At 69.7% G+C, this 13,392-nt stretch carries 8 protein-coding genes; 3 read left to right on the top strand and 5 right to left on the bottom strand.

Annotation, left to right across the window (positions count from 1 at the left end; genetic code table 11):
• Positions 1 to 527: 527 nt before the first annotated feature.
• Entirely contained in the window at positions 528 to 1,088 is a 561-nt protein-coding gene (locus tag VKH46_06225; GenBank protein HKB70423.1) for a hypothetical protein, read from the bottom strand.
• Positions 1,085 to 2,380: an O-antigen ligase family protein gene (locus VKH46_06220; GenBank protein HKB70422.1), complete on the bottom strand. Its 1,296-nt coding sequence runs from the start codon at positions 2,378 to 2,380 to the stop codon at positions 1,085 to 1,087. Before VKH46_06220 ends, VKH46_06225 begins: the two co-directional genes overlap by 4 nt.
• Positions 2,381 to 2,474: 94 nt before the next feature.
• On the opposite strand from VKH46_06220, the gene VKH46_06215 reads away from it, so the two are divergent.
• Complete coding sequence (locus tag VKH46_06215) at positions 2,475 to 4,790, top strand: PBP1A family penicillin-binding protein (protein ID HKB70421.1); 2,316 nt, start codon at positions 2,475 to 2,477, stop codon at positions 4,788 to 4,790.
• A 132-nt stretch (positions 4,791 to 4,922) separates the two neighbouring features.
• On the opposite strand, the gene VKH46_06210 is transcribed toward VKH46_06215, so the two are convergent.
• From VKH46_06210 to VKH46_06200, 3 genes are all read right to left on the bottom strand, one after another.
• Positions 4,923 to 6,887, bottom strand: a complete 1,965-nt coding sequence (locus VKH46_06210) for a YCF48-related protein (protein ID HKB70420.1) — start codon at positions 6,885 to 6,887, stop codon at positions 4,923 to 4,925.
• Positions 6,888 to 7,006: 119 nt separating this feature from the next.
• On the bottom strand, positions 7,007 to 7,633 hold the full coding sequence (locus tag VKH46_06205; GenBank protein ID HKB70419.1) for a MarC family protein: 627 nt from the start codon (positions 7,631 to 7,633) through the stop codon (positions 7,007 to 7,009).
• Between the two features lie 3 nt (positions 7,634 to 7,636).
• Positions 7,637 to 8,116, bottom strand: coding sequence for an Lrp/AsnC family transcriptional regulator (locus VKH46_06200; protein HKB70418.1), 480 nt, complete (start codon positions 8,114 to 8,116; stop codon positions 7,637 to 7,639).
• Between the two features lie 196 nt (positions 8,117 to 8,312).
• Here VKH46_06200 and uvrA point away from each other — a divergent pair, with 196 nt between their 5' ends.
• On the top strand, positions 8,313 to 11,162 hold the full coding sequence (gene uvrA / locus VKH46_06195; GenBank protein ID HKB70417.1) for an excinuclease ABC subunit UvrA: 2,850 nt from the start codon (positions 8,313 to 8,315) through the stop codon (positions 11,160 to 11,162).
• The gene (locus VKH46_06190) at positions 11,131 to 12,927 is read left to right on the top strand and encodes a glycosyltransferase family 39 protein (GenBank protein ID HKB70416.1); all 1,797 of its coding nucleotides are present in this window, start codon (positions 11,131 to 11,133) and stop codon (positions 12,925 to 12,927) included. Before uvrA ends, VKH46_06190 begins: the two co-directional genes overlap by 32 nt.
• Positions 12,928 to 13,392 lie beyond the last annotated feature (465 nt).

The following is a 13,392-nucleotide window of genomic DNA, read 5'->3' as shown; positions in this document are numbered from 1 at the left end:
CGTTCGGAGCGCCGCAGGGTCAGCGGCAAGGCGACGCGGCGAAGGCGATGCGGTTGCGATCGTCTAGCCGCGGCAACGCCGCCGATGGCCCTGCGCCGCCCGAACCCGAAGGGCGCCCGCACATTGCGAACGATCTCTGCGGCGCGCCCCGGGCCCGATGCACAACGGCATCTGCTCCCGGTGCGCGATATTGAGCTCATCCGCAAGCCGCAGGCGCGCCGCTGCCGTTATTCCCGTTCCGGGGCACTCACGTACGCTCTCGGTACGCCGCGGCCGCGGGTCGGACGCCCGCATCCCGTCGGGCTCGCGCCTCACCGCGCTTTCGGCTTGTGGTGAACCGACTTGCCATTTCGTCTCGGCTCGAAGGGGATCGGCGCGGCGATCCTCCGTCGCTCTGACGAGCTTCGGAGGATTGCTCACGAGATCCGGCGTAGCCTTGGTCAAGGCGGATGCGATGCATCGATTCGGAGCGGCGGCTCGCGCCGTCCCGCTGGGCTTCCCGGATTGCCTTCCCTGGAAAACGCCGGTTACCGAAGGGCCGTTTTCGGTTCCTTCGACAGCGGGGGAGGGTACCCTTTGCCGCGCTTCAAGTCCGAAGTGAGCTGCCAGATGCGGTTGCGGACGGGGATTCGCGCCTCCTCGGGGAGCTCGGGGAGGAGGTTCGGCGCCAGCCAGACGGCGCGCACCGCGTCCTTCTCGGCCGCACGGGGATGCCCGGCCGCCATGTGCGCGCGGCTGAGGTTGAGATCCGTCTCGGGACGCTCTTCGATGGCGAGGGAGCGGCGGTAGCGCTCCAGGGCTCCGGCCGCGTCCCCCCGGAGGCGGGAAGCGGAGCCGAGCAGGTACGGCGGCCGCGGGTCGTGGGGCAGTTCCGCCGCGGCCTCCTCGAGGACTTCCTCCGCGTCGCGAAGGATCGCGGCGCGCGCGACGGCATCGTTCTGGCGGGATGCGGCGAGCACGAGCGCCTCGCCTTCCCGAAGGCGCCGGAGAGCCGCGCCCTTTTTCCATTCGGGCGCGACCGCGGCGATTCCCGCTCCCGCGAATGCGATCGCCGCGAGCGCGGCGGCCCCGCGCCGTCCGCCCCTCACGCGCGCTCCCGGACCGCGCGGTCGGCGCGGCCCGATTCGAGCAGGATCCAGAGCGCCGTCGGAACGATCTGGAACGGAAACCACGCGAACGCGGCCACGGCCGCTCCGGTGAGGAGCGCGGCGGCGCCCGCCGCCGACGGGTCGCCCCGGGCGCGCCGGACGAGACGGCCGAGGAGCGCCGCGAAAGCGGCGACGACGCAGAGACCCGCGGGAATCCCCGTGGCCGCGAAGAGGTCGAGATAATCGTTGTGCGCCTGCGCGAAGGAATTGGTCGGCATTCCGGGCAGGACGAGCCGGCGCCGGATCCGCGCCTCGGCGGCGATCCTCGCCGGGACGTATTCCGCTCCGAAATTGCCGATGCCGATCCCGCCCGCCGGATGCGCGCGGATCATCTCGGCCGCGGCGAGCCAGGGAGCCGCGCGGGCGGTGAACGCCGCGTTCCATTCCCCCTGCCGCGCCGCCCGAACGAACCGCGCCACCCGCACCCGCATCGGCCGGTAGAGGACGGCGGCGAGAAGGATCACGGCCGCCGCCGCGGCGACCCCGATCCGAATGCGCCGGCTGCCGGCGAAAAACGCGTAGACCGCCGTTCCGGCGGCGGCGACGGCGACCGCCGACAGGCTCTGCGTCGAGAGAAGGCCGGCCCCGCAGAGCACGATCGCCGCGATGGCGAAGGCCCTCCCGCGGCCGGCCCGGACCGCGATCGGAAGGAGTGTGACGGCCGCGAGCGCGAGGGCGATTCCGGCGTAACCCGCGTTGCCGACGAGCGCCCCGAGCCCGGAGCGCGCCGAGTAGCCGTAGACCACGAGCGGGGACCAGATGCGTGCGGCCGCGAGGACGACGAGGAGCCCGTTCAACGCGGCGGCCGCGCCGAACACGGCGACGATCCTCCCGCGATGGCGCCGGTACGCTTCGGACGCGCCGAGCGGCAGCGCGAGGAGGAAGACGGCGGCCAGGCGCAGGGCATCGAGCGAAGCGGCGCGCCGCGGGCTCGCGAGCGCCGACACGGCGGCCCCGGCCGCTCCGGCGAGCAGGAGGGCGGCCGGAAGGGAGATCCCGGGAGGTTCGAGTCCGCGCCGGAGAACGCGCGAGGCGAGCGCCGCGGCGGCGGCGAGCGCAATTCCGGTCGCCGCCAGCATCGCCTTCGGCGGATCGTAGGAGTCGATCGATTTCGGGTCCACGGCGGTCCAGGAGGCCAGGACCGCGGCCGCGAGGAGAAAGGCGGCGATCGCGTCGGCGGTGCGGCCGGTTCGCGGCTCCGCATGCGTCCGGCGAGCGTGTCGGTTCGGCATCCGGGCGAGAGTGTAACCGCTGGGAGGGCCCCGCGCGGCGAGCGGGCGCCCCGGTCCGGCAATACCGGCGGCGCGATATTGTTATCTTCCGCGCATGGGCTTCTTCCGGAGGTATCGAACCGCGATCGTGCTCGGCGCGTCGATCGCGTTCGCGGCGGGCGCGCTTTCGATCGCGTACCTGACCAGCGTGGTCACCTCCCGCTTCAACGGACGGCGCTGGAACCTGCCGTCGCGCATCTATTCCGACGTCGAGACGCTCGCGCCCGGTCTCGAGCTTACGCCCGACGCGCTCGTCGAGAAGCTCGGCCGGCTCTATTACGCCCCGGTCGACGGAGCGCCGGAGCACGCCGGGCAGTACCACGCCGCGAAGAACGCGGTCGAGGTCTGGCTCCATTCGTTTTCCGACATCGGGCGGAGGTTCGAAGGCTTCCCCGTGCGGATCGACTTCGCGGCGGGGAAGATCCGCTCGATCACGACGCTCGACGGCGACCAGGTCTCGTCCGTCGTCGTCGAGCCGGAGCTCCTCGGCTCGGTCTTCGACAAGAAGCTCGAGGACCGCACGCTCGTGCGTCTTTCCGACGTTTCGAAGCCGCTGATCGACGCCATCCTCACGCGGGAGGACCGCGACTTCTACCGCCACGGCGGGGTTTCGCTCCGACGCATCGCCGCCGCGCTCGTCAACGACGTGCGCCACGGCTCGGCATCGCAGGGAGGCTCGACGCTGACGCAGCAGCTCGTCAAGAACCTGTATCTCTCGCCGCGGCGGACGATCAAGCGGAAGGTCGTCGAGGCGATGATGGCGGTCATCCTCGACGCCTCCTACTCGAAGGAGGAGATCCTCCAGGCGTACCTGAACGAGATCTATCTCGGCCAGCGCGGCGCGATCTCGATCACCGGCGTCGGAGAGGCGTCCCGGTACTACTTCGGCAAGAACGTCTCCGATCTCGACGTCGCCGAATCGGCGGCGCTCGCCGGGATGATCGCGTCGCCCGGACGCTTCAATCCCTTCCGTTATCCGGAGCGGTGCCGCGCACGCCGCGACGCGCTCCTGCGGATGATGCTCGACGCCGGCCGGATCGACAGGGACCAGTTCGACCGCGCGGCCGCCGAACCGCTGACGCCGTCGACGCGGCCGCCCGCCCGCGTGCAGGCGCCGCACTTCGTCAACTTCGTCGAGAACCAGCTTCAGGAGAAATACGGAGAGAAGCTCGGCACCGAAGGCCTCCAGATCTTCACCACGCTCGACGTCGACCTGCAGCAGCGCGCGCAGAAGTCGGTCACCGACGGGCTCGCGAACCTCGAAAAGACGTACCGGCGGCTGCGGATCGCGTCGGCGCACGGGCCGCTCCAGGGGGCGCTCATCGTCATCGATCCCGGCACCGGCGCGGTCAAGGCGCTCGTCGGCGGCCGCGACTATGCGCTCTCGCAGTTCAACCGGGTGACGCAGGCTCACCGGCAGCCGGGATCGCTCTTCAAGCCGTTCGTGTATCTCGCCGCGTTCTCCCGGCGCGACCTCCCGGAGCCGATCACGCCGGCGAGCATCCTCCTCGACGCGCCGATCACGCTCGTTTGGGGGAAAGGGGAGGAGAACGAGCGCTGGACGCCGCACAACGACGATAACCAGTACCGGGGACCGATCTCCGCGCGCCGGGCGCTCGAGATGTCGGTCAACGTGCCGACGGTGCGCGTCGCGGTGCGGACGGGGCTCGACACGGTCGTCGCCGCGGCGCGGGCGGCCGGGATTTCCTCGCGGCTCCGGGGTTACCCGTCGCTCGCGCTCGGAGCGTTCGAGATCTCGCCGATGGAGATCGCCTCCGCCTACTGCGCGCTCGCCGACGAGGGGGTGCGCGTCGAGCCGAACGCGATCGCCGGGGTCACCGACGCGAGCGGGAAGATCCTCGAGCGTCGCGAGACGCCGCTCAAGCGCGTGCTGCCTCCGGACGCCGTGTTCCTCGTCGACTCGCTGATGCAGGGAGTCGTCAACCGCGGCACGGGCGGCGGCGTGCGGTCGCGCGGCGTCCGGGGGGTGCTCGCGGGGAAGACCGGAACGACCAACGACGGCCGCGACGCGTGGTTCATCGGTTTCTCACCCAAGATCCTCGCCGCGGTGTGGGTGGGTTTCGACGACAACCGGGGGCTCAACCTGTCCGGATCGCAGGCCGCCGTCCCGATCTTCGCCGACTTCATCAAAGGGGTGCCCTCGAACCTGCTGTCGGAGACCTTCCCGGCGCCCGCCGACATCGTCACGGCGGAGATCGACCCCGAGACGGGGATGCTCGTCACGCCATTCTGCCCGCAGACGATGACCGAGGTGTTCCTCTCGGGGACGGCACCCGTCCGGTACTGCACGGTCCACGCGCCGATGCCGGAGGCGTCGATCGCGCCGGGGGAGCCGCCGGGCAGTCCGTAGGAGGTCCGTCGCGAGTCGGGCCGCCGGGGCCGAGCTTCTCGTCGGGCTTCGAAGAACGAGGATCCGGCGGTGAACCCGCCCGGGGCCGTCTGGGAGCCGAACGACGGGCGGCTCGCGACTCTCTTCCGGGGGCTAGTTCGTTCCGCCCCCGCCGACGGCGGCCGCGCCGTCGGCAGCGGCCTGCGGCCTCGCCTGCGCGACGAACTGGAAGTCGAAAACGCCCTGCTCCGTCCCGGCGAGCAGGAAGCGCCCTTCTTTCTCGATCGCGAGCGTCCGGACAACGCTCGGTCCCATACCGTGGTCGAACTCCGCCCAGGAGCTGCCGCCGCTCGAGGTTCGAAAGACGCCGTGCTGCGTCCCCGCATACAGCGTGTCGGGGTTGACGGGGTCGATCGCGAGACCGAACACGTTCGTGTCGGTCAGGCCGATGTTGACCGCCGCCCAGCTCGATCCGCCGCTCTTCGAACGGAAGACGCCCTCCTGCGTCCCGGCGTAGAGGACGTCGGGCTTCTTCGGGTCGATGGCGAGCGCGAAAATGACGGCGCCCCGCGGGAGGCCGACGTTGACGCCCTTCCAGTGGAGGCCGCCATCGACCGTCTTGAAGACGCCTCCTTCGTTGGTGCCGGCGTAGAGCGTCTGGTCGTCGCGGGGATCGAGCGACAGCGTGAGGACGTCCGTGTTCGTGAGGCCGGAATTCAGGACCGTCCAGGTCCGCCCCCCGTCGGTGCTCTTGTAGACCCCGCCGAGGGTCGTGCCGGCGCGCAGGACGGCGGGATTCTGCGGATCGATCACGATGCAGTGCACGTTCCGGCTCTCGTTCTGCCGGTTCGTGATCGACCAGTCCTTCCCGCCGTTGGTCGTCTTGAAGATCCCGTCGCTCGCCGTCCCCGCGTAGAGCACGGCCGGGTCGGCGGGATCGACGACGAGCGCGAAGACGTAGCTGTTGTTGGGAATTCCGGCGTTGATCGGGGTCCAGCGGGCGCCCGCATCGGTGCTCTTGTGGATGCCGCCGCCCAGCGTCCCCGCGTAGAGCGTGGTCGAGTCGCGCGGGTCGATCGCGAGCGAGCCGATGCTCGCCCCGGTGAGGCCGGAATTCGTCGCCTCCCAGCGCCGTCCGCCGTTGCTCGTCTTGAAGACGCCGTCGCTCCCGGTTCCCGCGTAGAGCGTTCCCGGCGTCGCCGGGTCGGGGAGGAGCGTCTGGACGAGGCGTCGCGAAAGGCCGAAGTTGATCGGCTTCCAGTGCAGGCCCCCGTCGACGCTCTTCAGGATCCCGTTCGTGCCGTTGGCGGCGTAGATCGTCTGCGCCAGGGACGGGTCGACGGCGAGCGCCTGCACGAGAGCGCTCGGGAGGCCGGAGTTGATCGGCTCCCAGTGCTCGCCCGCGTCGGTCGTCCGGAACGCGCCGCCGAGCCCCGTGCCGGCGTAGACCGTCGAGGGGGCGTGGGGGTCGACGGCGATCGCGAACATGTCCTGCGCCGTCAGGCCCCGGTTGATCGCCTTCCACGATTTGCCGCCGTCGGTCGTCTTGTACGCGCCGGAAAACGTCGCGGCGTAGAGGATCTGAGGAGTGACGGGGTCGATCGCCATGGCGGTGACGACGCCGTAGCTCTGTCCCGTGCTCGCGGGGAGCCATTTCGCTCCCCCGTCGGTCGTCTTCCAGACGTCGTCGCCGTTGGTGCCGACGTAGACCGTGCGGGGATCCGACGGATCGATCGCGATCGAGAACACGACCGCGTTCTTCTTGAGGCCGGAGTTGATCTGCGTCCAGTTCGTCCCGCCGTTGGTCGTCCTGTAGACGCCCTCGAGGGTGCCGGCGTAGAGCGTGGCGCCGTTCTTGGGATCGATCGCGAGCGCGTGGACGTGGAGGTCGGTAAGCCCCGTGCTGACGATCGTCCAGTCCCTGCCGCCGTCTTCGCTCTTGAAGACGCCGGCGAAAGCCGTTCCGGCGTAGACGGTCCCCGGGTGCGCCGGATCGACCGCGATCGCGGTGATCTGTCCCCCTTCCGGACCGTGCGAGGTCCACGAGTTGTACGCCGCTCGTGAGGAAGCGGCGGCCGCGAGCGTCACCACCGCCGCCAGAAGCAGTCGCTTTGCCATGAATGATCTCCTTCGCTTCGTCAGTCTATTTACTCTCAGGCGAGAAGGAAAGCGGCCGCGCGGCCGCCGAGCCGGATCTGGCCCTGAAAACTTTCAAAATCTTGCTCTCGGCTCTTCGGCTATCGGGCGCTTTTGATGATGCCGGCGAGCACCGGCGTGATCCCGTTGATCACGAATTGAACACCGATGACGCACGTGATCAGCCCCATGATCTTCGCCACGATCCGCTGGCCCGTTCGCCCGATCCTCTCGACGATCCACGGCGCCGCCAGGAGCACGAGCCACGTGATCGCGATCGCGGCGCCGATCGCGCCGGCGAGGGCGATCCGGTGCCGATAGTTCGGCGCCTGGCCGACGAGCGCCATGACGGTCGAGATCGCGCCGGGACCCGCGATCGTCGGAATCGCGAGCGGGACGATCGACGGATCGGCTCCGGCCGCTTCCGCCTCGACCTCCTCGCGGCCGTTGTTGAGCGTCCGGATCGAGATCATCGTGAAGAGGACGCCTCCCGCGATCTGGAAGGCGGGAACCGTGATTCCGAAGAAGGAGAAGATGAGACCCCCCGCGGCCTCGAAGAGCAGGAGGGTAGCGCCGGCGGCCAGGCTCGACTTGAGCGCGGCTTTCCTTCGCTCCGCGGCGGACTTGTCGCCCGTCATCCCGACGAAGATCGGCGCGGCCGAAATCGGGTTGATGACGGTGAAGAGGGAAGTGAAGGCCAGCAGGCCGAAGTTCCAGAGCGGGAGCATCGGCTACTTCTCCTCGGCCGCGTCGACGGGAATCTTCGTCTCGAGCTTGGGGGAGGAGAGGACGAACGTCGTCTTGACCTTCTCGATGCCGGCGATTTTCGTGAGCCGCTCGAGCACGAAGCGCTCGTAGTCGGTGGGCGAGCCGGCGACGACCTTCAGGAGGAAGTCCTCCTCCCCGGCGATGTGATGGCACTCGAGGACCTCGGGCAGGCGGGCGACCGCCTTGCGGAAGGCATCGGAGGTCTGCTGACCGTGAGATTTCATGATGACGGAGACGAACGCCGTGACCGGCTTTCCGAGCTTCGCCTGGTCGGCGAGGGCGACGTACTTGCGGATGAACCCCTCGCGCTCGAGCTTCCGGACGCGCTCGAGCGTCGGCGTCGGCGTCAGGCCGATCCGCGCGGCGAGCTCGGCGTTGGTGATCGCCCCGTCGTCCTGGAGGAGGCGGAGTATCGTGCGGTCCAGGGCATCGAGGACGTGCATGGCCGACGAAGAATAGACGTTGAATGCCGTAATGTAAAGCAGAAAATACCACAGAATTCATAAATGACAGGATAAATATCTATTCGTTCCTCCGGGCTCTCGCGCCGGGCCGGTCCCCCGGCCTCCCCCGGGCCGGCGCCGGAGGGCCTTTCCCCTCTCTTCGACGCGGGCGTCCTCTCCCGATAAGATGGGTCGGATGGACGCTCTTCGGATCCGCGGCGCACGACAGCACAACCTCAAGAACCTCTCGGTCGACGTCCCCCGGGACCGCCTCGTCGTCCTGACGGGCGTCTCGGGCTCGGGGAAGTCCTCCCTCGCCTTCGACACGATCTTCGCGGAAGGGCAGCGGCGGTACGTCGAGTCGCTGTCCGCCTACGCCCGGCAATTCCTCGAGCAGATGGAGAAGCCGGACGTCGACTCGATCGAGGGCCTCTCGCCGGCGATCTCGATCGACCAGCGCGCGACGTCGAAGAATCCCCGCTCCACGGTCGGGACGGTCACCGAGATCTACGACTATCTCCGGCTCCTCTACGCCTCGATCGGGAAGCCCCACTGCCCGAAGTGCGGCCGGCCGATCGCCGCGCAGACCGCGCAGGAGATGATCGACCGGGCGCTCCGGCTCCCGGAAGGGACGCGCTTTTCGATCCTCTCCCCTCACGTCGTCGGCAAGAAGGGCGAATACAAGAAACAGATGGCGCAGATGGTCCGCGAAGGCTTCCTGCGCGCGCGCGTGGACGGGCGGGTCGTCGACCTCGAGGCCCCGCCGGAGCTCGACAAGCAGAAGAAGCACACGATCGAGGTCGTCGTCGACCGGCTGGTCGCGAAGGGGGCGGCCGACGCCGAGTACGCCAGGCGCCTGGCCGACTCGATCGAGACGGCGCTCCGCGTCTCGGGCGGCGTCGTCGTCCTGCTCAAGGCCGACGGTTCGGAGGACGTGCTCTCGGCCAACTACGCCTGCCCCGATTGCGGGACGTCGCTGTCGGAGATCACGCCCCGGCTCTTCTCGTTCAATTCCCCTTACGGCGCGTGCCCGAAGTGCTCGGGCCTCGGCACGATCCTGAAGGCGGACCCGGAGCGGCTCGTCGCCGAGCCGGCCCGGTCGATCAACGCGGGCGCGATCGCGTTGTTGAAGCCCGGCTCGACGAACTGGCGCAACCGTCAGATGAAGCAGCTGGCCCGCCACTACAAGTTCTCGCTCGACCAGAAATTCGAGGCCCTGCCGAAGAAGGCGCGAGAGGTGATCCTCTACGGCTCGGGGGGCGACGAGATCAACTTCTCGTGGGTCGCCGAGAAGGGGGCCTACAACTGGCGTTCCGCCTACGAGGGGCTGATCCCGATGATCGAGCGGCGCTACCGCGAGACGGAGAACCCCGACCACCGCGCCGAGCTCGAGCGATACATGTCGGTCAACGAGTGCCCCGAATGCCGCGGGCGGCGACTCAAGCCCGAGGCGCTGGCCGTCCGGATCGAGGCGCGCTCGATCGACGAGATCGGCGACCTCACCATCGGCGACGCGATCGGCTGGTTCGAGGGGCTGGCGCTTTCGCCCCGCGAGCTCGAGATCGCGGGGAAGATCCTGAAGGAGATCCGCGACCGGCTCGGGTTCATGAACAACGTCGGCCTCGGGTATCTCAACCTCTCGCGGACCGCGGCGACGCTTTCGGGAGGGGAATCCCAGCGCATCCATCTGGCGACCCAGATCGGGTCGAAGCTGACCGGCGTCCTCTACGTCCTCGACGAACCGTCGATCGGGCTCCATCAGCGCGACAACCGGCGCCTCATCGACACGCTCCTCTCGATGCGCGACCTCGGCAACACCGTGCTCGTCGTCGAGCACGACGAGGAGACGATCCGGGCGGCCGACCACGTGCTCGATCTCGGCCCGGGCGCCGGGATCCACGGCGGCGAGATCGTCGCGTCGGGCGCCCCGGAGGACATCCCGAAGTTCCCGCGATCTCTCACGGGGAAGTACCTTTCCGGGGAGCTCCAGATCCCCGTTCCGATGCTGCGGCGGCCGGGCAAGGGGAAGGCGCTCGCGATTCGCCGGGCGCGCGAGCACAATCTGAAGGGCATCGACGTGAGGTTCCCGCTCGGCGTGTTCACGTGCGTCACGGGCGTCTCCGGCTCCGGGAAGTCGACTCTCGTCAACGACATCCTCTACCCGGCGCTCGCGCGCGCGCTGTACGCCTCGTCGGAGAAGCCGGGGCGCCACGACCGGATCGACGGCATCGCCGAGATCGACAAGGTCATCGACATCGACCAGAGCCCGATCGGGCGAACGCCCCGGAGCAATCCGGCGACGTACACGAACGTGTTCAACGCGATCCGCGACCTGATGTCGAAGACCCCCGAGGCGCGGGCGCGCGGCTATGCGCCCGGACGGTTCTCGTTCAACGTCAAGGGAGGACGCTGCGAGGCGTGCGCGGGCGACGGCCAGATCAAGATCGAGATGCACTTCCTTCCCGACATCTACGTCACGTGCGACGTCTGCGGAGGGAAGCGCTACAACCGGGAGACCCTCCAGGTCGCCTACAAGGGAAAGTCGATCGCCGACATCCTCGCCCTCACGGTCGAGCAGGCGTACGAGCTCTTCCGCAACGTGCCGCCGGTGGCGAACATCTGCGGGACCCTGACCGACGTGGGCCTCGGCTACATCACGCTCGGCCAGCCGGCGACGACCCTCTCCGGAGGCGAGGCGCAGCGGATCAAGCTCGCCCGGGAGCTCGCCAAGCGGTCGACGGGCCGGACGCTCTATCTCCTCGACGAGCCGACGACCGGGCTGCACTTCGACGACATCCACAAGCTCCTCTCGGTGCTCCACTCCCTCACGGACAAGGGGAACACGGTCATCGTGATCGAGCACAACCTCGACGTGATCAAGACGGCGGACTGGATCATCGACCTCGGCCCCGAGGGAGGGGAGGGAGGGGGGCGGCTCCTCGCGGAGGGGACCCCCGAGGACCTCGCCGACGTGCGGGAATCGTTCACCGGGCAATATCTGAGAAAGATTCTCGGTGGATCGAACCGCAAGCGCGCCCGCGGCTGACGGCGGCCCCCGCCGCGCGGCGGCGGGCGGCGAGCGAGACGCCGCGTGGGACGTCGCGATCGTCGCGGCCGTCCTCGCCGGCCTGCTGATCCGGGTTTCGGCCGCCTACGTCAAGATCCTCTGGTTCGACGAGTTCCTGGCGGGGAACCTGGTCCGGCACTCGTGGCGTACGCTGCTTCCGGCGATTCGGCACGAGGCGCATCCGCCGCTCTACTACGCGCTGCTCAAGCTCTGGTGCGCGTGCTTCGGCGACGGTGCGTCCGGCCTGAAGTCGCTCTCGGTCGTCGCCGGGACGGCGGCGGTCGCGTTGACGGCGGCCGCCGTTCGGGAGGCGTTCGGCGGCGCCGCGGCCGCCGCGGCGGCGGTGCTGGTCGCGTTCTCGACCGTCCAGATCGACCAGGGAAGCGAGGCGAAACCGTACGGCATGCTCGCCTTCTTCGTGGCGCTCCTCCTCTGGACGGTCGTCCGCGACCGCCGCGTCGGATCCCGCGGATCGCTCCTCGCCCTGCTCGCGGCGGGAGTCGCGTGCGCCTCGACGCATTTCTACGGCGGCGTCGCCGCGGGCGGGATCGCCTGCGCCGCGATCGTCTCGGCCCCGACCCGGAAGGAGCGGTTGCGGTCGGCGCTCCTGTTCGCGGCCGTCGCCGCGATCTCGGCGGTATGGCTCGCGGGCGCGCTGCACCTCGACCGCGGCGCGGCCGACTACATCCGGAAGATCTGGGGGCGCGTTCCCGTCTGGGCCCCGCTCGCCGCTTCTTCCCGCGTCTCCCTTCCCGGGTGGCGCAAGCCCTATCCCCCCATGAAAGGAAGGATCCTGCCCGACGTCGGGCCTCGCGAGATCGCCGGTGCCGCCATCGTGCTCGGGATCGCGCTCGGCGCGGCCTTCCGCCGCCGGAGCCGCGAGCGCCGCGGGCGCCCGGCGGATCGCCGCTTCCTCGTGTGGGCGGCGCTCGCCCTCTGGCCGGGGTTCCTCGCCCTCGAAGTGGCGCTCGCGGCCGTCGATCGCCCGGTCGCCCTCGTCGGCCGGAGCGAGGTCGTCGCCGAGATCGGTCTGGCCGTTCTCGTCGCCGCGGCGGTCTCGAGGTGGCGCCGCGGATACCTTCCGATCCCCGCGCTGCTCGCCGTCGGTCTCTGGACGGTCGTTCCGCAGTGGCGCCCGGGACCCGGCCCGCGCGGGCGCCGCTGGGAGGAGGTGATCGTCCGCCGGCTGCAGGCGGTCGTGCCGCCGGGAGCCCACGTCGACATCGTGACGCTCGGGCTGGGCCGTCCCCCGTTCGACTACTACGCCGACGGCGACCCGCGCCTGCGGTTCATCTCCTTCCCAAAGTCGCAGAACTCGCACCCCGGATGGGCGGCGCACTCGGTTTCCGCCCCCGAGATCGCGTCCCTTCCGTTCGAGGCGGAGCGCCTGATCGCGTTCCTCGACCGCGAGCTCGACCACGGCGTCCCCGTCTATCTCGTCGAGCGCGGGGACCCGCGCAACGAATGGCTGCTGTCGGCGCTGCGGCGCGACCACGAGGTCGACCCCGTTCCCGGAGCGGCCAAATGGTTCAAGCGGGTCGTCCGTTCGCCCCGGCTCACGGCGGCGCGGCGGGAACGGTTTTCACTCCCCCGCGGCGCGGTCCTTCACGGAACGCCCCTTCGCGCGGATCACTTCTCGATCGAGATGTTCTCTTTCCGGCCGCTGTTGGCGACCGCGATCATGATGCCGAGGCCGATCGCGATGACCACCCCGATCGCGGTCCACCCGGCGCCGATGCGCTGAATCACTCCCGTCTTCCAGAACGCGGCGATGATCCCCGCGATCAGGATGACGTAGCCGAGCAGGTACAGACCGGCGAATTTCATGCGGTTCCTCCTGAGACGAAGGGAGCAACTCGCGTGCCATCCGCCTTCGCTCGCTTCGGCGTAGCCGCCTCAGCGAGCTACGGCGCGACGGGTCCGCCTTCGCTCGCTTCGGCGTAGCCTCCTCAGCGAGCTACGGCGCGACTCCGGCACGGGTTCGTTGCGACACCGCGGCGATTGGGGTAGCGTCGCGGTCGATTCGGAGGAAACCGATGCGCTCGATCCTTGCCGCACTCTGCGTTGTCGCCGCCGGCATGCCCCTCTTCGCCGCGGCGGAGCCTGTCGACCCCGCCGTCGCCGAGGCGATCCGCCGGGGGGACGACGCGCTCGCCCGCGCGGACGCCGCGCGAGACGTCGCGGCCACGATGGAGATTTACGCCGACGA

The sequence above is a fragment of the Thermoanaerobaculia bacterium genome (assembly GCA_035260525.1).
In the GTDB taxonomy this organism is placed as follows: domain Bacteria; phylum Acidobacteriota; class Thermoanaerobaculia; order UBA5066; family DATFVB01; genus DATFVB01.
Note: the sequence above shows the minus strand (reverse complement) of the source record. Positions and strands in the feature narration are given on the sequence as shown.

Excerpts from the sequence above, each read along its gene's own strand:
- VKH46_06220 (HKB70422.1), bottom strand. The coding sequence starts at position 2,380 with ATGCCGAACCGACACGCTCGCCGGACGCATGCGGAGCCGCGAACCGGC.
- VKH46_06215 (HKB70421.1), top strand. The coding sequence starts at position 2,475 with ATGGGCTTCTTCCGGAGGTATCGAACCGCGATCGTGCTCGGCGCGTCG.
- VKH46_06210 (HKB70420.1), bottom strand. The coding sequence starts at position 6,887 with ATGGCAAAGCGACTGCTTCTGGCGGCGGTGGTGACGCTCGCGGCCGCC.
- VKH46_06205 (HKB70419.1), bottom strand. The coding sequence starts at position 7,633 with ATGCTCCCGCTCTGGAACTTCGGCCTGCTGGCCTTCACTTCCCTCTTC.
- VKH46_06200 (HKB70418.1), bottom strand. The coding sequence starts at position 8,116 with ATGCACGTCCTCGATGCCCTGGACCGCACGATACTCCGCCTCCTCCAG.
- uvrA (HKB70417.1), top strand. The coding sequence starts at position 8,313 with ATGGACGCTCTTCGGATCCGCGGCGCACGACAGCACAACCTCAAGAAC.